The sequence below is a fragment of the Desmonostoc vinosum genome (genome assembly GCF_059505385.1).
The window spans coordinates 1-22,090 of the sequence record NZ_JCACKM010000277.1; the positions used below are offsets into that span (position 1 = coordinate 1).

At 37.4% G+C, this 22,090-nt stretch carries 21 protein-coding genes; 20 read left to right on the forward strand and 1 reads right to left on the reverse strand.

Annotated elements, in window-relative coordinates; genetic code table 11:
- Window positions 1-562 precede the first annotated feature (562 nt).
- From AC5JMF_RS29370 to kdsB, 16 genes are all read left to right on the forward strand, one after another.
- A complete protein-coding gene (locus AC5JMF_RS29370) occupies window positions 563-1,381 on the forward strand; it encodes a Uma2 family endonuclease (RefSeq protein WP_495799232.1) in 819 nt (272 codons plus the stop codon).
- A gap of 508 nt (window positions 1,382-1,889) precedes the next feature.
- Window positions 1,890-3,194: a hypothetical protein gene (locus AC5JMF_RS29375; protein WP_495799233.1), complete on the forward strand. Its 1,305-nt coding sequence runs from the start codon at window positions 1,890-1,892 to the stop codon at window positions 3,192-3,194.
- The gene (locus AC5JMF_RS29380; RefSeq protein WP_495799234.1) at window positions 3,191-4,318 is read left to right on the forward strand and encodes a hypothetical protein; all 1,128 of its coding nucleotides are present in this window, start codon (window positions 3,191-3,193) and stop codon (window positions 4,316-4,318) included. Before AC5JMF_RS29375 ends, AC5JMF_RS29380 begins: the two co-directional genes overlap by 4 nt.
- Before the next feature lie 39 nt (window positions 4,319-4,357).
- Window positions 4,358-5,269, forward strand: coding sequence for a glycosyltransferase family 8 protein (locus tag AC5JMF_RS29385; RefSeq protein WP_495799235.1), 912 nt, complete (start codon window positions 4,358-4,360; stop codon window positions 5,267-5,269).
- 9 nt (window positions 5,270-5,278) lie between these two features.
- Window positions 5,279-6,379, forward strand: coding sequence for an NAD-dependent epimerase/dehydratase family protein (locus AC5JMF_RS29390; RefSeq protein WP_495799236.1), 1,101 nt, complete (start codon window positions 5,279-5,281; stop codon window positions 6,377-6,379).
- A 112-nt stretch (window positions 6,380-6,491) separates the two neighbouring features.
- Window positions 6,492-7,652, forward strand: coding sequence for a glycosyltransferase family protein (locus AC5JMF_RS29395; protein WP_495799237.1), 1,161 nt, complete (start codon window positions 6,492-6,494; stop codon window positions 7,650-7,652).
- 29 nt (window positions 7,653-7,681) lie between these two features.
- Window positions 7,682-9,094 (forward strand): MBOAT family O-acyltransferase, encoded by a 1,413-nt coding sequence (locus tag AC5JMF_RS29400; RefSeq protein ID WP_495799238.1) that lies wholly within the window; start codon window positions 7,682-7,684, stop codon window positions 9,092-9,094.
- 34 nt (window positions 9,095-9,128) lie between these two features.
- Window positions 9,129-9,950 carry a class I SAM-dependent methyltransferase gene (locus AC5JMF_RS29405; RefSeq protein WP_495799239.1) on the forward strand — a complete coding sequence of 274 codons (822 nt, stop codon included), beginning with the start codon at window positions 9,129-9,131 and terminating at the stop codon, window positions 9,948-9,950.
- A gap of 10 nt (window positions 9,951-9,960) precedes the next feature.
- Entirely contained in the window at window positions 9,961-11,076 is a 1,116-nt protein-coding gene (locus AC5JMF_RS29410; RefSeq protein WP_495799240.1) for a hypothetical protein, read from the forward strand.
- Between the two features lie 18 nt (window positions 11,077-11,094).
- A complete protein-coding gene (locus AC5JMF_RS29415; protein ID WP_495799241.1) occupies window positions 11,095-12,198 on the forward strand; it encodes a methyltransferase domain-containing protein in 1,104 nt (367 codons plus the stop codon).
- Between the two features lie 275 nt (window positions 12,199-12,473).
- Window positions 12,474-13,337, forward strand: coding sequence for an ABC transporter permease (locus AC5JMF_RS29420; protein WP_495799242.1), 864 nt, complete (start codon window positions 12,474-12,476; stop codon window positions 13,335-13,337).
- A 2-nt stretch (window positions 13,338-13,339) separates the two neighbouring features.
- Window positions 13,340-14,623, forward strand: coding sequence for an ABC transporter ATP-binding protein (locus AC5JMF_RS29425; protein ID WP_495799243.1), 1,284 nt, complete (start codon window positions 13,340-13,342; stop codon window positions 14,621-14,623).
- 26 nt (window positions 14,624-14,649) lie between these two features.
- Complete coding sequence (locus tag AC5JMF_RS29430; protein ID WP_495799244.1) at window positions 14,650-15,384, forward strand: TylF/MycF/NovP-related O-methyltransferase; 735 nt, start codon at window positions 14,650-14,652, stop codon at window positions 15,382-15,384.
- A gap of 32 nt (window positions 15,385-15,416) precedes the next feature.
- Window positions 15,417-16,151 (forward strand): class I SAM-dependent methyltransferase, encoded by a 735-nt coding sequence (locus AC5JMF_RS29435; protein ID WP_495799245.1) that lies wholly within the window; start codon window positions 15,417-15,419, stop codon window positions 16,149-16,151.
- Between the two features lie 57 nt (window positions 16,152-16,208).
- A complete protein-coding gene (locus AC5JMF_RS29440) occupies window positions 16,209-17,195 on the forward strand; it encodes a KpsF/GutQ family sugar-phosphate isomerase (RefSeq protein WP_495799246.1) in 987 nt (328 codons plus the stop codon).
- Entirely contained in the window at window positions 17,192-17,926 is a 735-nt protein-coding gene (gene kdsB / locus AC5JMF_RS29445) for a 3-deoxy-manno-octulosonate cytidylyltransferase (RefSeq protein ID WP_495799247.1), read from the forward strand. The genes AC5JMF_RS29440 and kdsB overlap by 4 nt, the downstream gene beginning before the upstream one ends.
- 29 nt (window positions 17,927-17,955) lie before the next feature.
- On the opposite strand, the gene AC5JMF_RS29450 is transcribed toward kdsB, so the two are convergent.
- Window positions 17,956-18,717, reverse strand: coding sequence for a class I SAM-dependent methyltransferase (locus tag AC5JMF_RS29450; protein ID WP_495799248.1), 762 nt, complete (start codon window positions 18,715-18,717; stop codon window positions 17,956-17,958).
- A 170-nt stretch (window positions 18,718-18,887) separates the two neighbouring features.
- Here AC5JMF_RS29450 and kdsA point away from each other — a divergent pair, with 170 nt between their 5' ends.
- The 4 genes from kdsA (at window position 18,888) to AC5JMF_RS29470 (ending at window position 22,077) form a co-directional block, all read left to right on the forward strand.
- Complete coding sequence (gene kdsA / locus AC5JMF_RS29455) at window positions 18,888-19,724, forward strand: 3-deoxy-8-phosphooctulonate synthase (protein ID WP_495799249.1); 837 nt, start codon at window positions 18,888-18,890, stop codon at window positions 19,722-19,724.
- 2 nt (window positions 19,725-19,726) lie between these two features.
- On the forward strand, window positions 19,727-20,227 hold the full coding sequence (locus AC5JMF_RS29460; RefSeq protein ID WP_495799250.1) for a KdsC family phosphatase: 501 nt from the start codon (window positions 19,727-19,729) through the stop codon (window positions 20,225-20,227).
- Window positions 20,203-21,069: a class I SAM-dependent methyltransferase gene (locus AC5JMF_RS29465; RefSeq protein WP_495799251.1), complete on the forward strand. Its 867-nt coding sequence runs from the start codon at window positions 20,203-20,205 to the stop codon at window positions 21,067-21,069. Before AC5JMF_RS29460 ends, AC5JMF_RS29465 begins: the two co-directional genes overlap by 25 nt.
- A 63-nt stretch (window positions 21,070-21,132) precedes the next feature.
- A complete protein-coding gene (locus tag AC5JMF_RS29470) occupies window positions 21,133-22,077 on the forward strand; it encodes a glycosyltransferase (RefSeq protein ID WP_495799252.1) in 945 nt (314 codons plus the stop codon).
- Window positions 22,078-22,090 lie beyond the last annotated feature (13 nt).

Here is a 22,090-nt window from a genome sequence, read left to right on the forward strand (position 1 = left end):
CGTCTCAAGCACAGCAAGAAGCGTCTCAAGCACAGCAAGAAGCGTCTCAAGCACAATCAAGGCTGGAAAAAGAACAGCGGCGATCGCAACTTTTAGCGGAACATCTGCGATCCTTAGGAATTGACCCTGACAATTTAAGCTAGACAAAAACTCACTTGTTAAGAGTTAACTAGTTCCGTGGGTTGAAGTCCCCCAGTTCTATAACCTGCAAGTTTTGTGTTGGGGTCTGTCTTACAAAGTTGAGGCAGTGTGATCTTGGGGAGCCACTGCGTTGGACGGGTTTCCCGGATTGAGGCAAGTGGCGTGGTTTCCCCCATGAACAACTGCCGTCATCTCGGAGGAAACCCAAAGAGTGACTTTGCGCTAAATCCCCATTACAAAACTTAATTACGCGCTTCGCAGCGGTAGCGAGTCCGCGATAGCGTTAGCGTAAAGCCTACGGCATAGCTTCGCTTAGAGCGACACAGGAGCGTCGCGTCATTACGAATTACGTTAGCGTTAGCGAAGCGGTAGCGAGTCCTCGAGAGTCATTATGAATTACGAATTATTTAAGGTAGCAGTCATGTACCAAACAGATCCACCCCGTCCCCCACAGGAAACCATGCCTACCATGTATGATTTACCCAGTGAGTTAGTAGGGGAATCAGGGTTGCCAGATGAATTCCATTGCATTCAAGCGAATTTACTTAGTGAAACTTGTCAGCCTCCTAATTATCCATCTGAGGAAATTTTACTTGCTAGCGACTTAAACCTTTATTATGACCCCCGTCATACTTTATGGTACAAGCGCCCTGATTGGTACATGGTTTTAGGAGTAACCAGTGCCAGCCAACAGCAAAACTTACGCCTAAGTTATGTCATCTGGCAAGAGGGAGTTTATCCTTTTCTGGTAGTTGAATTACTCTCACCAGGCACAGAACAAGAAGATTTAGGTAAAACGCTGCGGGAAATAAACCAACCTCCTACTAAATGGGAAGTTTATGAGCGCATTTTGCGGATTCCTTACTACGTTGTTTATGACCGCTACGACAATTATTTACGTGCGTTTCGACTCAATGGTACTCGCTACGAAGCAATACCTTTACCAGAAAACCGCTTCTGGTTAGAAGAATTGGAACTAGGATTAGGTGTTTGGCAAGGCACTTATCAGCAAACAATAGGTTTGTGGTTGCGTTGGTATGATGCATCGGGTTGGATGCCGACATCGGTAGAACGGGCTGAACAAGAACATCAACGGGCTGAACAAGAACACCGACGGGCTGAACAAGAACATCAACGGGCTGAACAAGAGCGCCAACGGGCTGAACAAGAGCGCCAACGGGCTGAGCGACTTGCAGAATATTTACGCTCTCAGGGAATTGATCCAGATAATTTGAGTTGAGCAAAAAATGCTTGTTGAGTTAGGGTATATGGGTTTTGGTTATTACCCTTACATTCTTGATTTAAAACTTTAATTACTGATTGACCTACATGGGTTTTAAATGTTATTCTGCTCCATTTGAAAGTATCAAGGTAGCAGATAATATCTCCTGTTGGGTGATAAAATCTCAGAACTAATTAATAAATCCACTGGTCTTGCAGATGTAATATTAAGTTCAAATAATCCTTATTGTTTAAAACTCTCCGCGTCTTTGCGCTCAAGTGTCAATCCTGCTGATAAGTCTTCAATTGATCCTGATATGAGATGTGCTTGTGCGTTTATAATGCAGTGTAACTCGTGTTTATCAATACCGAATATTAATACTGATGTTTGTATTTTGAATTAGTTTATACCAAAGTTATAACTGTGGTATAAATCTGTTTATTATCCAGCAAAAAACATGTTAATTTGGAAATCCAGTTCGATAAATATAAATGTAGCGAGTTTGAGGTATCGATGTTTAATACCATTGCACTATCTGGAATCGTTGGGGTATAAATCTTGTATTTACTCTCTAAGTGATGTCATCCAATTTCAAGATAAATCAGATGTAATTATTTTTGTCAAAAGCTTTCAATCTAGCGATTTGCAGTTGGCAAAGCAAGCACAAAAAGCAGGCATACCAATAATTTTAGATCTTTGTGACAACATATTGATAGAAGAGTATACGACGCCAAAAATGGACATTAGTCCTGCGGAAATATTTAAGGAAATGTCCAAGATAGCTTCAGCGATAGTCACAACAGGAATGGCGTTAAAGAATGTTATAGAAGCAGAGATAGGAAACTCCATACCAATATTCATCATTCCAGATGGTAATGAAACGCTAGAAGATGTCCAGCGAGCTATTACTTTTATTAAATGGCAACGTTGGTTAAAGTTAGCTGCTTATAGACCAACATCAGTGTTGTTGTATATAAAATTTCTTTTACATGCCAAGTTTAATGCTTTATCTAAAAAATCGAATGTATGGCAAAAAAAATATTTAGCTATTCATCATTGGCGTAAAAAGATATCTAAAGTAAGAGCCAAATTCAGCAGATTGGTTAAATACTTGCTGCGAATCGATGTAAATGATGATGTAACAGTCATCAACCAAACTGAATTAGATAATGCACATTTACCAGTTGCAGTTTTTGTAGCCAATCAAGAGAAAAATCAGCAACTAATTAGTAAATCTCACTCTATATTAGAGCATTCGGGGTTAAGCCAAAATCTTGTAGTACCAGAAAATTCTAAAAGAATTATCTGGTTTGGTCATCATGGAGCTAGGTATGGTAACTTTGGGATGCTCAATATATTAGATATAGCTGAGCATTTAATCAAACTGAGCCAGGAGATTAACTTCACCTTATTTGTTGTGAGTAATAGTTATGAAAAGTATTGCCAGCATATACTTCCATTACCTTTTCCCACGCAGTATATAAACTGGAATCCATTCCAGATTTATGAGTATATAGCTCAAAGTGATGTCACAATAGTTCCTAATTCTAAAACTCCCTTTAGTATTTGCAAGTCTGCAAACCGTACAGTTATGTCTCTGTCTTTGGGAGTGCCTGTTGTAGCTACAAAAACACCAGCACTAGAAGTTCTCCAAGATTGTATAATATGTGACGATTGGGAAGAGGGTTTAAGGAGTTATCTGAGCGATCGCCAACTAGTCAATAGCCACATAGAAACAGCACAATCGATTATAAAGCATAATTATAGCGGTGAGGCGATCGCTGCTCAGTGGGCAAATGTGATCAATCAAGTTACTAGGAACGTGGTGTGATTAACTTTAAACGCTTTTGGAACCGCAAGCCAACAGTGCTAGTGTTTATCCATTTAATGCAAGATTTGGATTTAGTTTTGCCTTTGTTGGCAGGTTTAAAAGATAGAGATGACTTGACAACACAAGTCTGCGTACTTGATAAAGTATTAGAAGAATCACCACGCGTTAGTTTTGCCCTAAACAAACTAGGTATCAAATATTCCAAAGTTTCCCGCTTGGGAGTTTTGGCAGGAATAGAACCAAATCTATTTGGTGTTCGTGCATTAATCACTGCTGCTGAAAGTACAGCATCCCCTCATAAAGCGGCTTATACTCTGGTTCAAAGGGCGAATAAATCACAAATACATACTTATACCTTACAGCACGGCTTTGAAAATATTGGCTTAACTTACTCAGACGAAATTCATAGCTTAGAATCTATCCGCTTTGCATCTCAAAAAATTCTGACTTGGGGCGACACCAGCTTACTATTAGCACAAGTACCCTCAGAAACTAAGTTGCGCTGTGTGCCAGTGGGATGCCTTAAAGAAATTAGTCCTGTGACTGCTGAGATTGAAATACCAGGAAAACGTCAATATTTAGTTGCTGTATTCGAGAATTTACATTGGCATCGTTATAACGAAAACTACAGACAGAATTTTTTAAATCATCTGGAACAAACTGCTATCCAGTTTCCCGATACCACTTTTTTAGTGAAGCCACATCATGCGGGAAAATGGTTAACTAGTCGCTATCAAGGTTATTTACCTTGTGCAGATAATCTGATAATTGCCGATCCGACAAATCCCTTATGGGAACCATTTACAGCACCAGCAATCATCAAAAATGCCGATGCTGTAATTACTACACCCTCAACAGTAGTAGTTGATGCCGCTCGTGCTGGATGTGCAGTTAGTGTGGTAGGCTATGGACTTGAACTGGCAAATTATACTCCTATCCCCATTATTAATAAGTTGGAAGATTGGACTAGCTTTGTAAAACAATTACAAAACCTAAAAGGTAGGATGATCATCCAAAATCAAATTAATGAGTTTATCAGCAAACAAATGATTTCCGGGAATGCGGTTGAGCGGATAATTGATTTAATCACAGTAGATATCTTTTCTAAGAAGAAAGTGGCATAAATGTCAATAAAACTGTTAATAATTTAGGATTAACGCTCAATGAGTGAACAAGTTAGAGTCTATGTCGGTGCTGATAGAAGCCAACTTTTAGCAGTTAAAGTTCTTGAACATTCGATTAAGCGATGCACGAAACTTAATGTCGAAGTATACCCAATGTTGGATTTACCTGTTAAGAAACCTCAAGATCCGCGAAATTGGCAGAGAACCGGATTTTCCTTTAGTCGCTTTTGCATACCAGAATTAGCAGGATATACAGGTAAAGCTCTTTATTTGGATGCTGATATGCTGGTTTTTCAAGATATAGCATCACTGTGGAATATTCCCTTTGATGAAGCTAAGGTAGTTATTCAAGAAGATATTCCTATCGAATTTCAAAAAACTAATCAGAAAGTAGGCGCACCCACCAAGAGAATTAAGCAGTGTTCTGTGATGCTTTTAGATTGCGATCGCCTTGACTGGAAAATTGAAAATATTATCGATGAACTAGATCAAGAAAAATATGATTATGAACAACTCATGTATGAATTATGTATCTTAAACGAAAATAGCGACATCAAATATGGTATCCCTTTTAAATGGAATAGTTTAGAGCATTACGAGCAACAAACTTGTTTAATTCATTATACAGACATGGCTACTCAGCCTTGGGTATCTTGCCAAAATCAATATGGCTATCTTTGGTTTAATGAGTTGAAACTTATGTTGCAAAATGGCTCAATAACTTGGCAAGAAATTATCCAAGAAATAGATTTAGGTCATTTTCGCCCTTCTTTAATTAGAGAGTTAAAATACAAAAAACTTATTCCTAAATTTCTACAATCTTACTTTCAAGAATCTAACGAACTACTAGATAAGAAAAGCGGATTTAAACCACATCAAGAAGTTTATAAAATCAAAAAAATTAGAGAAAAAGCTGTAAAAGAATATGAAGCATTAAATAAAGTCAATTAAATAAAAATCATGAGCCAAAAAAATTATAAACGCTTTTTGATTACCGGTGGAGCAGGATTTATAGGAGCTAAATTAGCCTTGCGACTGGCAAAAGATTTAGAAGCTCAAATTTGGGTATTAGATAATCTTAGCCCTCAAGTTCATGGTAATAACGCTCAACATCCAATCTTCCCAGCGAATATCAATTTTATTCATGGTGATATTCGTGACCGCAAAACCGTTGAGGAAATTATTCATCAAGCACAGCCTGACGTGATTGTGCATATGGCAGCAGAAACAGGTACTGGGCAATCGATGGATGAGATTAGTCGCTATTGTGAGGTAAATGTTTTAGGGACTTCTATCTTACTAGAATCAATTAGGAAAAATGCCCCTAATCTTGCACGTTTAGTTTTACCATCATCACGAGCAATTTATGGTGAAGGCCCTTATCGAGATCGTGAAAATGGGCAAATAATTGTTCCACCCGCAAGAAATATTGAAGCAATGCAAGCCGGTCAATTTATTCCTACTTCGCCTCAAGGAAATCAATTGACAGCAATACCTGCAACTGAAGAGACACCAGCTGCACCAGCTTCTATTTATGCCTCTACTAAATTAATGCAGGAATATTTAGTTACCCAAGCTGGTGTAAATGCATCTTGGCAAGCGACAATTTTACGCTTTCAAAATGTTTATGGGCCAGGTCAATCTTTAACTAATCCTTATACAGGGGTGCTATCTATATTTTCTAGTCAAATTCTTGATAACCAAATTTTGAATATTTATGAAGACGGCGACATCGTTCGCGATTTTGTATTTATTGATGATGTAGTTACAGCAATAGAATTATCGTATCAGATACCTTTACCGCATGGAACGACAATCAATATAGGTAGCGGTAAACCTACAACAATTTTAGAAGCGGCAAAAACTCTACTCAGTATTTACAATAAACCGGAAAATACTTACAAAATAACAGGTAATTTTCGTGTCGGTGATATTCGTCATGCAGTTGCAGATATCAATCAAGCAAAAACACTGCTAAGCTGGCAACCAAAAGTTAGTTTAAGACAAGGATTAGAGAAACTAGGTGACTGGTGTCTTCAGAGAATAAAGAGTGGGGAGTAGGGAAGAAATAGCTTAATAAAGCCTCTTATAACTCTCTGCGCCTCTGCGACTCTGCGTGAAATAGAAATTCTGAAACTAGGCGATTCCATAAATGAGTATATTAAATAATTTCATGTCTTTAATCCGCAAAATCAATCATCGTAGTGAAATTAGTTATGATTTTTCATTTAATAGTGATAAATCAAAACGCAATATACTCATTTTTGTAGAAAACATCAATGCAACCTATTACTTGAGCTTTCATTATGTACTGCAACTACTACATCAAAAAGATGAATTGAATTTTTTTGTAATTTCTAGTCCAACAATAACTAAATATTTAGAGCAAGATAATCAAAATCCTGAAGAATTAATTAGCAATATACTAACTAAAATCCAGCCTCACATAGTCATTTTTAGCCGTTATGGTCTTCCTTTTGGCAAGATTTTTCAGCAAAAATGTCAAGAAAAAAAGATTCCTACTATTTACCATATAGATGATGATTTACTGAATATACCTTTGTCGCTTGGCAAGGGTATCCAAAAACAACATGGAAGCCAAGAAGTTATCCACCAAAGAGAATATTTACTCAAGAATGTAGATTTAATTTATGCCTCAACTCCCTATTTGGGAAAAACTCTGGCGAACCGCTTTCCTCAGCAAAAAGTTTACTATGGAATTTATGCCCCTTATCTAGATTTTTTAATTTCTAAAACTCAGCTTGACTCGAAGTTTCAAGAAACAGACACCTTGACTATTGGGTATATGGGTTCTAAGGGTCATCAGGAAGACTTGAAAATGATTACTCCTGCGATCGCTCAAATTTTAGCAGATTATCCTCACATTAAATTTGAAACTTTTGGCACGATCGCCATGCCAGACGAACTCAAAAGTTTTGGTGAGAGAATTATATCCCACAAGGTCAATGTCAATTACGAGCAATTTCTACAAACTCTCTACAACCTCAGATGGAATATAGGATTAGCACCTTTACAAAATACTGAATTCAACAACTGTAAAGCCCCAACTAAATTTATCGAATACACCAGCTGCGAAATTCCCACTATTGCTAGTAACGTGGGTGTATACAATCAATTTACTGATGAGCAACAAATCATTCTTGCTGAATCTGATGATTGGTATAGTAAGCTAAGATTACTAATTAAGAATCCAGATTTGAGAAAATCATTATTGACAAATGCGAAAGCAAGATGTTCTCAAGAATTTAGTATGGAAGTATTAGAAAAACAAATAATGACAGTGATTAAAAATGTTAACCTGATGATAAACTAAAGCTTAATTATTGAGTTTTTTAGTTGATTATGCTTTTTAACTCTCTGGAGTTTTTAATATTACTAGCAATTAGTTTATTACTTTATTGGTTATCACCGTCAATTTTTTGGCGACAAAATACTTTATTAGTTGCAAGTATAATTTTTTACGCTTATTGGTTTCCTCCTTACTTAATATTATTTTTAACTTTAGCAATATTTACTTATATATTTGGTTTAAGAATTGCTCAAGAAAAAAGGCGATCGCTATTTTTGAGCGTATCTTTTCTTGTAGTAATATTATGCATCTTTAAGTACACAAATTTTATCTTAGATATATTTAAAAATAGTCTTGACATTGTAGGATTAGACTTTACTTTTTCCCCCATAGATATCAGGCTGCCTCTAGGTATTTCTTTTATTGTTTTTGAACTTATTTCTTATTTAGCAGATATCAAACTCAATAAAACCACCTCTGAGAAAGACATTCGCTTATTTACATTATTCTTAGCTTTCTTTCCTCACTTAATTGCTGGGCCTATTTGCCGAACGAATCAACTAATACCCCAATTTCACCAAAAGTTACCTTTCAATTTGCATCAATTTATTGGTGGTTTAGTTTTGTTAACATCTGGATTATTTCTCAAAGTTTGTTTCGCTGATGGGTTAGCGCCTTTTGTTAATTCCGTTTTCAATTCTACTGATGGGTTTGTAGGAAAACCTACCTTGTGGGCAAGCATAGGTTTTGGAGTGCAAATTTTTTGTGACTTTTGGGGATACTCTACGATGGCAGTTGGCTCAGCTCAATTGTTTGGTATTGATATTCCGATTAACTTTAACCTTCCTTACATTTCCACAAGTTTAAGAGAATTTTGGCGACGTTGGCACATCACACTCTCTAATTGGATTAGAGACTATCTTTATATTCCTTTAGGAGGGTCAAGAAAAGGACAATTACAAACAGCAAGCAATCTGATTATCACAATGGGACTATGTGGACTTTGGCATGGAGCTAGTTTCAACTTTATAATTTGGGGATTGTTACATGGCCTTTTTTTAGTAATCGAAAGATTTTGCTCCTATTTATTTCCAAATATTCAAAAGACCATATTAGGACGGACTATCAACTTTATTTGGCCTCCTGTGGGATGGTTAATAACTATGAGCTTTGTTTTTATAACTTGGATTTTTTTCCGGGCTAACACTCTTACAGACGCCCTTGCTATTTTAAACACATTGGTAACTCCAGCTATTTTTCTACCAACAACATCACCACCCCGAAGTTTTTTTATTCTTTTACTCGCTTTTGTTGTGATACATATTCCCCTAAACAAACTTATGGAAGCCATGCATACAGAAAAAATCAGAGTCAGTTGGCGATTTGTAATAGCTGGGTGGTTATTTATTCTCTCTATTGTGATGTCATCAGGAGAGAGTTTACAATTTATCTACTTTGAATTTTAAATACAAGTCGTGAATTAAGGAGACATAGATAGCTATGCAATCTAGGATTATGAATCCTGAAGAAATCCGTACAGGTCTTGAGCAACTAGAGCCAAATATACCTTGGGCGCATTACTTTAATTTTGGACATGGTATTGAAACCGTTTTACCTCAAGAAGAAAAATTCTATAAAAAAGCCGTTGGTTTAGGCAAGCTTGGTAATTTGCTTAAAGATGTAGTACCATTGCACAGCCGTCGAGGTAGTATCAAGAATTTAAGATTACTAGATCTGGCTTCAGCTGAGGGTGTACATTCGATTACAATGGCTCAAGCTGGTGCTAATGTACTAGGAATTGAAGGTCGGCAATTATATGTGGAACGGGCAAAATTTGCCGCTAATGTATTGGGAGTAGAGAATGTTTCTTTTCAACAAGGAGATGTTCGCAAAATTAACCCTTCAGAAGTTGGGACTTTTGAATTTGTCTTGTTTTCTGGAATTTTGCATCACTTAGGACAGAGTGATTTTGAGGGAATGCTCAAAACATTAGCCAGTTTAACTGAAGACACATTGTTTATTTATACTCACGTTAGTACTCCAGAATCAATAGAGCGATTTCGGCTGAATGGCCCAGTGAAAACAGACAGTGGGTATCAAGGATATTTATTTCGCGAACATAAAGACAACGCTAGTGAAGAAGAAAAATATCGCAAAGTTCGGGCTTCTCTAGATAATACATTTTCCTTTTGGGCAAAAGAAAAATCTCTCATTGATGCATTGTTAGCTGTTGGATTTAAAGTCATCTCCAAACTAATTACACCTCACTTATTTGGGTGGGATGAGGCATTGTATCGTCCTCTGATTATTGCCAGAAAGTAGGAAGAATGGCATGAAAAAATTATTCATACATTCTTGGTTGATAGTTTGTCTATTTTTAATTTTGCCTTTAATTGGTTGCGAATTTTGGGTGAAACAACATCTATTTGACTATGTATCATACACAAATAGTCAAAATATGGATCCTCAAATAAAATATTTTGAGGACAGAAATGATTGGCAGTTTATTGCTTTGGGTAGTTCAGAAGTGAAATGGGGAATCGACCCTTCACAAATTGAACAAGCTTTAACTGCTAAAGGCGTCAAGGCTTCTGGATTTAATTTAGGCTTTGATGGGTTTAACGAAACCTTTTATCTATCTATATTACCTTTTCTTAGCTTACCCAAACGGTTGCCACAGTTACATGTTGCATTAATTGGGGTCAATTTATTTGAAGAAAAGCAAATCTTACCCAGTAGCTTTAATGATGGATTTCCTTGCGATGGAATTCTTCAAAGAGCAGTTTTAAAATCAGCTTTTGCTAAAGACTATAATTTAGATGGCTTTTGTAATTCTCAAGACTGGAAACAATCTTTAGTTAAACCCTTAGAAAGAGTCAGCCCAATTTTTAGATATCGTCAAGCTGTGCGAACATTACTTTTAGGTTACGATCGCCCTACAGATTTGATTGGTGTCATTAGTAATAATGTCAAACAATATCCTAATGGATTTCACGCTCACAAACCAGCTAGAGACAATCAAGATGATGTACAGGTGGATTATCAGCATTTTCTAGCAGATAAAAAAACTCAACCGCAATTATTCCAGCCGATGCCAGATCAAGCTTGGTCAAATCTACTCAAGCCAGATGGTTTTTTTGATCGCTGGGCTAATTATTTCCTAGATCAGAAAATATTACCTGTATTTTTTGCTCTGCCAACAAATCCTTTGATGATTGATGCTAAAAATAGGCGAGAGGACTATCAAAGTAATAGTCAGTTGATGAGCGACTGGGCAAAGCAACGAAATATTGTGTTTATTGATTTAGGAATTATGGATCGTTATGATCAGTTAATTGATTATAGCGATCATCGTCATCTAAGCGTGAATGGGGCAATAACTTATTCTAGGGAACTTGGAAATACTCTGGCTGCAAACCCCAAGGTTTTAGCAGCTTTTTCTCATTAGATTTTGGAAGCATCTACCATGAACCTTGTCGACATGTCTAAACGGGGCGATCGCAATCTAGTTTTATCTGATAAAGTCAAAGCAGCAAAAAGAAAAATTGACGGTACTCTGTATCGTGGTTTTGACATCTCACCGTCGGATACACCGCAGATTCAGATCAAGAATGTTTTGCAATGGTATCCATTTTGCGATCGTACAGAAATCACAGGCTGGCTAGTCAAAGCCCTAGACAAGCAAGTTGAAGGAAAGTATTTAGAAGTACAGCTTCAAGATCACAATGGCTCACAAATAGCTGTAGAAAAAGTTTATCTTAGCTCAACACCAACTTCAATTCGTTTTCCATTCTCTTTAAAAGAACGTATTAACTATGAATGTAATCTAGTCATCCGACTTCCACAATTTGTTACAGGTCGTTTATTCTTTCCACAATCTGTAACAGGTAGTGTCTTCTTTATTGTTCACAAAGTTTTAGAGCGTTCTGAACTTCTATCACTTTGCCAAGGTCATGGTGTGGAAATCGGCCCTGGAACTAACCCTCAAGTACTTCCAAGTGCCAAGATTGATATTACCTATGTAGAACAATCTTCTCCCGAAGCCTGGAATACTCTTTACAATAATACAGGTAAATACAATGTTAATACTAAACTTTGGTCACACTATCAAATTGGTGAAGCCCATTCTTTACCTGTACCAGATGAAAGCCTAGATTTTATTTTTTCCAGCCATGTTTTTGAGCATTTAGCAAATCCTCTAGGACATCTTCAATATTGGTATAACAAATTAAAAACAGGAGGATTAATCTTGGCAATTATTCCTGATGTTGCTGGGTGTAAAGACTATGTTTATCGTCCCTGCCCTTTGAGTGATATTTTACAAGAATATCAAGAATGTAAAATGGAACCTAATTTAAAACACTACACTCGATGGGCAAAATATCGCGCTCCTGGCCAAGACCCCAAAATATATTATGAAGCAAGGCGTTCTATACATGTTCATTTTTACACTAATTGCAACATGGCAGAATTACTAGCCTATGCAGTTGAAAATTTAAGTTATTCCTGGTTTAACATCCGACACACGCCCAACCACAAGGATTTTTACTTCGTTTTAGCTAAAGCTTAGATAGGTTTTGAGAACGCGATTAAACGCAAACAGCAGATTGCAAGTCATAAAATACAAGTTTTCACAACAAAGTCACATAACAAAAGACTTTCAACCCTGTTCCCTATTCCCTGTTAAGCGTTCCCTACTTGTAGATATCAGCTAAAATAAGATTTTGGATTTTCGGAGTAATTGAAACTTGACAATTTTACGGAAATTTTTCTTGGCTTAGTGCCCCATTTGACATAAACTAGGGTTTGCTAAAATTCAAAGAGGATTGAGAAAACATAGTCGGAATGAATTTTGAAAAAAAAGATAGACAAGAAGAGATAATATATACCCCTGAAAGCAGGATTCTTCATCCTCTACAGCTATTCAAAGAAATGTACCGCGATTTACTAGCTTCACGTGAGTTGGCATGGCGCTTGCTAGTTAGGGATATTAGAGGACAATACAGGCGGTCTTTTTTAGGGATAACTTGGGCTATCTTACCGCCTGCTCTTACAGCCGCAGGATTCACATTTGCCAGTAATGCTGGATTAGTAAATGTAGGTGAAACAGATATCCCTTATCCAGCTTATGTGATGTTGGGTACTGTTTTGTGGCAAACTTTTCTAGAAGCATTGAATAGTCCACAGACAGCTGTTGATACTTCACGCCCACTACTGGCTCAAGTCAAGTTTCCTCATGAGGCAATAATCTTAACTCAATTGGGTCAAATACTATTTAACTTGGCAATTAAGTTAATTTTTGTTGTTGCCTTGTTTATTGTATTTCAAATTTCTGTTAGTTGGACGATTATTTTGGCTCCGATTGCGATTATTGCCTTGATTGTATTAGGAATAGCTATAGGTTTGTTACTAGTTCCTGTCAATAATTTAATTCAAGATGTATCTAGAGCTATGGAAGTAATCACCTTAGCTTGGTTCTTCTTAACTCCAGTTGCTTACCCTATTCCTACTAGCGGTATACAATTTTGGATAGTGAAACTTAATCCTGTAACACCTTTGCTAGTGACAGCACGAGAGATGATCACTATAGGCTCGCTATCACAATTGGGGAGTTTTGTGATTGTCAGCATCATCTCTTTATTTGGATTAATTTTTGGTTGGTTAGTATATCGTCTTGCTATGCCTTATTTGATTGAAAGGATCAGTTGAGTATGAATAGCGGCGTATCTGAAAATAGTTTAATCTCACTTTCAGATGAGAGAGATAATATTCTTTCCATCCAAAATGTATCTAAGAAATTTTGCCGGAATCTTAAACAGGCTTATCTCTATGGACTAAAGGATATTGTTGCAGAAGTAATTGGCGCTCCCAGAGCTAGTAATACCTTACGCAAAGGAGAATTTTGGGCACTCGATAACGTCAGTATTGATTTAAAGCGTGGTGAATCTCTAGGCTTAATCGGAGTTAACGGCAGTGGCAAAACGACTCTTTTAAGAATTATTAGTGGTTTGATTAAGCCAGATACTGGTTCGGTGAGAATTAAGGGTAAAATAGCTGCTCTCATAGCTCTTGGTGCAGGCTTCAATCCTTTACTAAGTGGTCGAGAAAATGTATATGTGAATATGTGTATCTTGGGGCTTTCTCGTAAAGAAATCAACGAGATATTTCATGAAGTAGTTGATTTTGCTGAAGTGTGGGATGCTATTGATGCCCCTGTCAGAACTTACAGTTCTGGGATGCGAGCTAGACTTGGTTTTGCTTGTGCTATTTACACCAGACCCGATATCCTCTTAATTGATGAAGTTTTAGCTGTTGGCGATGCGAGATTTAGAACCAAATGCTATCGCAAGTTAAATCAATTAAGAGAGAATGGGACATCATTTGTTTTAGTTTCCCATAGTTCCAATGCCATATTAAATATATGTAATACCACCCTTTACTTAGCAAAAGGTAAAACAGTTATTCATGGTGCAACCGAGTTAGTCATGAGTAAATACGAAGAAGATTTACTTATGATTGGCTCTGATATATCTAAAGTGTTAATCACAAATCAGGTTGAAAGTGCTGCAAGTTCGGAAGAACTTCATATTACTGCCATTACATTCAAAGACGAACAAGGTAATACTCTCAAAGCACTCGACAGTGGTAAACCAGTCTCTTTGTGTATCAATTGCAAATCTTCTACAATAGTAGAAAACGCAATTGTCAGTCTGATTATCAGGGAAATTAATGGAGAAGAAGACTCGATTCTGAGTATTAATAGTGAAAAGGACAAACAGCCTTTAGTAATACTGCCTGGTGACAATGAAATCAAAATGATGATGCCGTATTGTGGATTGAGACCAGGTTTATATGTGATGAAAATTAATATTAATAGGCGTCCTTTTCATGTCTATGATATTGTGGACTCTTTTAGATTTGAGGTAAAGAGAAATAAAAATATGAATTTATGTAAGTACTATCAACCCCGCAGTTGGGGTATTGAACAAATTTAGTATTATAAAAACATTTCTATTTAAAAATGTCTCAGAAAATTAATTCCAGTAATCCTTTTCCGCACGATTTCCCCTACGAAGAGATATATGCAGAGCGAATACCTCTGCTACACATCTTTAGAAACGCAGTAGCTAGTCTATACAGCAACCAAGGTACGAAAAACCCTTTAGCTATAAATCTGCGTAATTTTGCCTCATTAATATTTTCTAATCCTGATTATTTAGCTGCCGAATGTGGTGTATATATGGGTCATAGCTTAATTGCTTGTGCTGAAATAGCTAGGCAATATAAATTACCTATACATATTTATGGTTTAGATACATTTACTGGATTGCCTGCCCTTTCAGAAGTTGATAAACTTTATGCATCTGAAAATGTGTTGCAAAAAGCCGATGTGTTATTTACAGACACTTCTATTCAAGATGTACAAAGTAGAATTGATGCCAAAAATTTAACAAAATACATCACATTAGTACCGGGTTTATTTAATGAAACTTTGAAAGAACTACCAAATAAAAAGTATTTTTTTGTAAATATAGATTGTGACCTTTATGAACCGCATTTAGAGTGTTTAGAGTTCTTTTATCCCCGGATGGAACAGGGAGGGATTATTTTCTTTGACGATTACCATTCAGTAGAATATTCTATGGCATCTAAAGCCGTAGATAAATTTATGTCCAAGCGTCCAGAAAAATTGTTTCACCTGCGTTTTGGAAGAGAGCGGACAAATTATACTAAAACTTTTATTGTTAAGTATTAGTTAAATAAAACTGTCTACAATTTTTATAACTTATGCCAAATTTTTTAAAAAAACTTATAGGAAAGTCAAGAAAAATATCTACTAGCTCTACTAAAGAACAAGTGGACAAGCAAAAACCTGAAAATTTTACAGAACCCAGTGTCACCGAACCTTTTCAGTGGATACAAAGCGAAGCATTATTTAGTCGTCGGGTTTATATAGACTATGAAGAGTACATAGAACATCAGCGTTCAAAGCTGGGTAAAATTAACCTCACAACTTACGATCGCAACTATCGAGCTGCATTAGGAGAAAGGCTCTTAGCGTTGCATATGTTTCAACGCGGAGATAATGTACTGTGTTTGGCAGCACGTATCGGTACTGAGTGCAAAGCTTTCATCGATTTAGGATGTTTCGCTATTGGTATCGACCTCAATCCAGGAGAAAATAACCCTTATGTAGTTTATGGTGATTTTCATCATTTACAATTTGCTGATGCATCTGTTGATTATGTTTTTACCAATTCACTCGATCATGTTTTTGATTTGGATCAGGTAATTTCCGAAATTTTCCGCGTACTCAAACCAGGTGGTGTATTCATAGCAGAAATTGTTGCTGGAACACAAGATGAACATGGCCGAGAACCTGGAGAATATGAAAGTTTCTGGTGGGAAAAGTTAGAAAATGTTGTAGATAAGATAGTTGCTCATGGTTTCGTAATAGAGCGAAAAGAACGATTTGCTTATCCTTGGGGTGGTGATCAAATCATCTTCCGCAAAAGCTCATAAATAACAAAAGTCAATAACTTCAACCAAATAATGTTTAAAGATATTAGATCTAAATTAATGACAACAGGGGGTAATTACCATTCAAAAGTAGTTGGTTTGCTCAGACTAGAAGCAGAATCAATCACAAAGGCAGCAATTCGCTTAGAATCTGAGCAAATTGAAAAGACCATTTATTTATTGTCCAGCTGTGAGGGAAAAGTTGTAATTATTGGTATCGGCAAATCAGGTATTGTTGGTCGTAAAATTGCTGCTACTTTAAGCAGTACTGGAACTGTTGCGGTTTATCTACATCCGGCGGATGCTTTGCACGGTGATTTAGGAATTGTCTCTACCAAAGATGTGGCTATAGCTTTAAGCAATAGTGGAGAAACAGACGAACTAGTGGCAATGTTGCCTCATCTTAAACATCGCCAAGTTCCCATCATTGCCATATTGGGTAACGTTAATTCTACGCTGGCGCGGAATGCTGATGTTGTCCTCGATGCTTCGGTAGACAAAGAAGCGTGTCCCCTGAATTTAGCACCCACAACTAGCACCACTGTAGCATTAGCGATTGGAGATGCGATCGCGATGACGCTAATGCAAGTCAAAGGCTTAACAGAAGCAGATTTTGCCCTCAATCACCCCGCTGGGCGTTTGGGAAAACGTCTGACTTTGAAAGTCGCTGATATCATGCACAGTGGTGCGGAAAATCCCACCATTTCACCCACGGCAACATGGTTGGAAGTCATTACAGCCATCAGTCAAGGTGGCTTGGGTGCAGTCAACGTTGTAGATGACTTCGGCTACTTACTAGGAATTATCACTGATGGCGACTTGCGGCGAACTTTCCAAAAAATCGACCCTACCAAGTTGGAAAGTATTGCTAGTAATGCGATTATGACTAAGAATCCAATTACAGTTTCCTCAGACTGTTTAGCGTATGAGGCACTGCAACTCATGGAAAACCGCCCCTCGCAAATTTCTGTGATGCCGGTAGTGAATGAACGAGGTATCTGTCTGGGGTTGATTAGACTTCATGACATTTTTAGGAGCGGTTTATGATCGATATTCTTGCCGTAATTCCCGCCCGTTACGCTTCTCAACGCTTCCCTGGTAAACCTTTAGTGATGATTGGCGATCGCCCGATGGTACAGTGGGTTTACGAAGCTGCTTTAAAATGTCCCTTATTCAGCAAAGTCGTCGTAGCTACGGATAGCGAATTGGTGGCTGAATGTGTCGAAAAATTTGGTGGCACAGTAGAAATGACTAGCAGTAGTCATCTCTCAGGTACAGATAGAGTTGCGGAAGTCGCCACACGTTACCCTCAAGCCGTCGCAGTCGCCAATGTCCAAGGAGATCAACCTTTTGTCAAGCCAGAAATGTTGACGCAGCTAGTCACACCTTACCTCAGCACCGATACGAAACTGCCAGATATGACAACCTTAGCCTGTCCTTTGGATCACAAAACAGGTTATACGGATGCGAATGTTGTCAAGGTACTATGTGATCGCCACAATCGTGCTATATACTTTTCTCGTTCTCCTATTCCCTATTTCCGCAATTCAGTACCCGCACCAGTATTTCATCATCTTGGTTTGTATGCCTTTCGGCGTGATTTTTTGGCAGAATATGCCAAGCTGACACCGACTCCCTTAGAACAGTGTGAAGCCTTGGAACAGCTGCGGGTTATCGAACACGGATATTCAATTCAAGTTTGTTTAACTGAAACATCAGTAATTGAAGTCAATACACCAGAAGATTTGGTGCAAGCACAATTGCTAGTTAATAGATGAAAGAGAACAGGTTTTTGTTAAATTTAGGGTTATGCTTGTGATGCTTTTTTCCTGCCAATAGCAGTCACATTCATATAAGGCATACCACGATCAGAAATTAACTGGCCTACTCCGTCAACTTCTGTAAAAACGAAGCATTTGCGCTCAATATTTAGGTCTTTAATTACTAATCCTTTATTCTTTTTTGTTCCCTGATAATACCATTCTAACCATTCAACTTTGGGAAACAAAATTTCTAATGCTTTAGCACTGAACCGCCAATAATCATCAGGATAAGCATGATAGCCCCATACCCAAGGGCCACTATACCAAATATAACCATGATGATTGAGAAGTTGTTCTATATTTTGTGCAGTAGAGAATGGGTTTTTGACATGTTCTAAAAGTGCAGAACACAGTATAAAACCAAACTTATCTTTTAATTCTGGATGCTGATCAAATACATTTGCAGAGCAAAGATCAGCCACAATATCAACATTGTTCCCTGCTTCGATATCAATACCAACAACTTCGCGATTGTGAAAATTTGAGAAAAGTGATCGAAAGTCGTCAACTGCCACTGCATCACCACTATATAATTTCGAGCCGACATGACAAACAGGGCCGTCTATTGGATAGCGCTGGAATACAGCAGTCAAACTGGCATCAATTTCTCGAATATACTTTCTTCGCAGGTTTTGGTATACTCCCGAAAGTTCTGTATCCGTGGTTGGTGAGTTTACTTTTTTGTTAATCAGTCCTAATTTTGTAGACAATGAGTAAATTTTATTTTTAATGCTATTTAATTTCATGGCTGTGAGTTAATGAAAAATCAAAGATTGTCATACAATAATCAAAGTCTAAATATACAGCAGGGAACTCTTAACAGGGTTGAAAGTCTTTTGTCATATGACTTTGTTCTTAAAACTTGTACCTGATTTACCTGCAATTTGCTGTAATTACATTCCCTCACTGATTGCTAATGCACATAACTCAAATTACCGAAAGTCTATGTATCGGTGATGGTTATCCTCTGACTTTGATTGGTGGCCCCTGCGTGATCGAATCAGAAGATTTTACCTTAAAGATGGCTGAAAAAATTCGCCAAGTTTGCGATCGCCTTGATATTGGCTTTATCTTCAAGTCCTCATTTGATAAAGCCAATCGCACCTCTATCAACTCATTCCGGGGTCAGGCCTTAGAAACTGGCTTAGAAATTCTCCAACGAGTCAAGCAAGAAGTTGGCGTCCCTGTCCTCACAGATATTCATGAAAGCCAACAGGCGGCAATTGTGGCAGAAGTAGCTGATGTTCTACAAATTCCCGCTTTCCTTTGTCGCCAAACAGACTTACTCATCGCCGCCGCCGCTACAGGCCGAGTCGTCAATGTTAAAAAAGGTCAATTTCTCGCACCTTGGGATATGAAATCTGTAGTTGGCAAGCTAGAGTCAGCCGGTGCAAAAAACATCTTGTTGACGGAACGGGGAACCAGTTTTGGGTACAATGCTTTGGTTGTTGATTTTCGCTCTTTACCACAAATGCGGCAATTAGGCTATCCTGTTGTGTTTGATGCCACCCACAGTGTACAAATGCCAGGGGGGCAAGGCGATAAATCTGGCGGACAGCGAGAGTTCGTTCCCTACCTTGCCAGGGCTGCTGCGGCTGTTGGTATCGATGCACTATTTATGGAAGTTCACGAAAATCCAGATGTGGCGCTGAGTGACGGGCCGAATATGGTTCCCCTCGCCCAGCTAGAAGAAGTTCTCAAACCAGTTTTGCATATTCACAATAGTTTAGCTGCGGCTACTCCTGTTTTCTAGCAATGATCAATGTATCTGAATTAGAATTGCGATCGCGTTTCTCTCAAGTCAAACTTTTAGCTTTGGATGTCGACGGTGTGCTGACAGATGGTGGTCTTTACTATACCGATGCTGGTGAAGAATTGAAAAAATTTAACGTTAAAGATGGTCTAGGACTAAAATTATTAATGCAAGCAGGAATAGACGTGGCTATTATCACCGCCAGCACCTCGACATCAGTACTGCATCGCGCTAAAAAGTTAGGAATTAACTATACATTTATCGGTGTCGAAAACAAATTATCAGTATTAGAAAACCTGTGTCAAAAGCTCAATATTAGTTTAGAACAAGTGGCATATATGGGCGATGATTTGAATGATATACCCATCTTGCAAATGGTAGGCTGTCCCTTAACAGTAGCAGATGCCATGTCTGCAAATAAAGCTCATGCCATATATATTACAGAACTAGCTGGTGGACAAGGAGCAGTCAGAGAAATATGCGATCGCTTGCTGAAAAACTAACTTTGTGGTTAAAATCTCGCCACTCATTAATTAATCAAAAAAGATTAAATATCCAGCATGAATTACCCTTGAGTGGTTTTAATCAACATCAAAATGAAATTAAATTTATAGACTGTTTAAGCGATCAAGATTTACAAGAATTAAACGATATATTGCAATGGAACTGTTTTGTAATTGACAGTCATGGTAGACGATTTGGTAATCAAGCTGGACACAACAAACGCAACACCCCCCAAATCATTCCTGACAAAAGAATATTATTAATGAATGAATACTTTAATTTAGCAGATAAACATGTCTTAGAAATTGGCTGCTTTGAAGGTATTCATACAATTGCTCTAGCAAAACTTGCCCAGCAAGTGACAGCATTCGATGCCAGAATTGAAAACGTAGTTAAAACAATCGTTCGCTGTTCCCTATTCGGGTTACATCCTACTATTTTTAAATTAAATATTGAAGAAGATTGTCAAAATTATCAAGATTTACTAAAAACAGATGTTATGCATCACGTTGGAGTTCTCTATCACTTGAAAGATCCAGTTCAACATTTACTCGATTTAGGAAAATATATTCGTCAAGGTGTAATGTTAGATACTCATTATGCTCTTGATCAAGATGCCACAGAAACGTATGAAGTGAATAGTAAAAAATATTATTATAAACGTTCGCAAGAAGGAGGATATAACGACGTATTTTCCGGCATGTATGAATTAGCTAAATGGTTAAAATTGGATGATATAGTCTCCTTATTAAACGAAACAGGATTTAGAAAAGTAGAGATTATAGAACACAGAAATGAGCGTAATGGCCCTCGTGTTCTTTTGATAGCTAGTAAGGATTAAATAATTCGTAATTCGTAATTAAATAGGATTGCTATAAAACTTGACTAAATTCGAGGTTTAGGGATGGTGGAGGAGAAAGACTGTGTTTCATTAGCTGTTGAAAGTCCCATACAAATATTTGTTGGCACTCAACAAGAGCAAATGTTAGCCGTCAAAGTTTTAGAATATTCAATTAAGAAATATGCATCAATGGCGGTGACAGTCACGCCTCTGTTCACAGCAATACACCAAGCAGGTATAAATATTCCTGAACCTCAAAATCCAAAGCTTAAGCCCAAAACTCCCTTTAGCTTCCAAAGATTTGCCATTCCTGCACTTAAAAATTATCACGGTAGAGCAATTTATCTCGACTCTGATATGCAAGTTTTCCAAGATATAAAAGAGTTGTGGTTATTACCATTTAATGGAGCAGAATTACTCTCTGTTTATGAGCCAAAAGATTCTGGAAGACCGCCACAATTCAGTGTCATGGTGATTAACTGTGAACAATTGCAGTGGAATGTGACAGAGTTGGTACAAGAATTGGAACGGGGAAGATGGACATATGAACAATTTATTTTAGAAATGGCCCCAGCTGAGAAAATAGCCGCCGTTATTCCCACTAAATGGAATGATTTAGAGCATTATACAGCAGGAAAGACAGCGCTAACTCATTACACTGATATACCGACTCAACCTTGGTTAACTACACAAAATAATTTAGGATGGCTATGGTGTCAGGAAATGTTAAATGCTATTCAAGAAGGCTTTATTAGTGAAAAATTTGTGAGAGAAGAAGTTGCCAAAGGTTGGGTCAGACCTTCCCTAATTTATCAGTTAAAACATCAGATTATTGACCCTAGAGAATTACCTGCCTCTATATTTTACAAAGATAAGCTGGAATTTGTTCCTCCTCACGCAATGAAAAATATTAATAATATGATCAATAACCAGCGTATTCCGCAATTTTGGCAAAAAAATATGATAAAAATTTATGCTTTAGCTCGGTTTTTAATCAATAAATTATAGAATAACAAAACAT

Bases quoted from the DNA above. Each gene is read 5' to 3' on its own strand.
- AC5JMF_RS29440 (WP_495799246.1), top strand. From the start codon at position 16,209: ATGACAACAGGGGGTAATTACCATTCAAAAGTAGTTGGTTTGCTCAGA.
- AC5JMF_RS29435 (WP_495799245.1), top strand. From the start codon at position 15,417: ATGCCAAATTTTTTAAAAAAACTTATAGGAAAGTCAAGAAAAATATCT.
- AC5JMF_RS29385 (WP_495799235.1), top strand. From the start codon at position 4,358: ATGAGTGAACAAGTTAGAGTCTATGTCGGTGCTGATAGAAGCCAACTT.
- AC5JMF_RS29425 (WP_495799243.1), top strand. From the start codon at position 13,340: ATGAATAGCGGCGTATCTGAAAATAGTTTAATCTCACTTTCAGATGAG.
- AC5JMF_RS29395 (WP_495799237.1), top strand. From the start codon at position 6,492: ATGTCTTTAATCCGCAAAATCAATCATCGTAGTGAAATTAGTTATGAT.
- AC5JMF_RS29470 (WP_495799252.1), top strand. From the start codon at position 21,133: ATGGTGGAGGAGAAAGACTGTGTTTCATTAGCTGTTGAAAGTCCCATA.
- AC5JMF_RS29370 (WP_495799232.1), top strand. From the start codon at position 563: ATGTACCAAACAGATCCACCCCGTCCCCCACAGGAAACCATGCCTACC.
- AC5JMF_RS29390 (WP_495799236.1), top strand. From the start codon at position 5,279: ATGAGCCAAAAAAATTATAAACGCTTTTTGATTACCGGTGGAGCAGGA.
- kdsA (WP_495799249.1), top strand. From the start codon at position 18,888: ATGCACATAACTCAAATTACCGAAAGTCTATGTATCGGTGATGGTTAT.
- AC5JMF_RS29420 (WP_495799242.1), top strand. From the start codon at position 12,474: ATGAATTTTGAAAAAAAAGATAGACAAGAAGAGATAATATATACCCCT.
- AC5JMF_RS29465 (WP_495799251.1), top strand. From the start codon at position 20,203: ATGCGATCGCTTGCTGAAAAACTAACTTTGTGGTTAAAATCTCGCCAC.
- AC5JMF_RS29415 (WP_495799241.1), top strand. From the start codon at position 11,095: ATGAACCTTGTCGACATGTCTAAACGGGGCGATCGCAATCTAGTTTTA.
- AC5JMF_RS29410 (WP_495799240.1), top strand. From the start codon at position 9,961: ATGAAAAAATTATTCATACATTCTTGGTTGATAGTTTGTCTATTTTTA.
- AC5JMF_RS29400 (WP_495799238.1), top strand. From the start codon at position 7,682: ATGCTTTTTAACTCTCTGGAGTTTTTAATATTACTAGCAATTAGTTTA.
- AC5JMF_RS29430 (WP_495799244.1), top strand. From the start codon at position 14,650: ATGTCTCAGAAAATTAATTCCAGTAATCCTTTTCCGCACGATTTCCCC.
- AC5JMF_RS29460 (WP_495799250.1), top strand. From the start codon at position 19,727: ATGATCAATGTATCTGAATTAGAATTGCGATCGCGTTTCTCTCAAGTC.
- kdsB (WP_495799247.1), top strand. From the start codon at position 17,192: ATGATCGATATTCTTGCCGTAATTCCCGCCCGTTACGCTTCTCAACGC.
- AC5JMF_RS29450 (WP_495799248.1), bottom strand. From the start codon at position 18,717: ATGAAATTAAATAGCATTAAAAATAAAATTTACTCATTGTCTACAAAA.
- AC5JMF_RS29405 (WP_495799239.1), top strand. From the start codon at position 9,129: ATGCAATCTAGGATTATGAATCCTGAAGAAATCCGTACAGGTCTTGAG.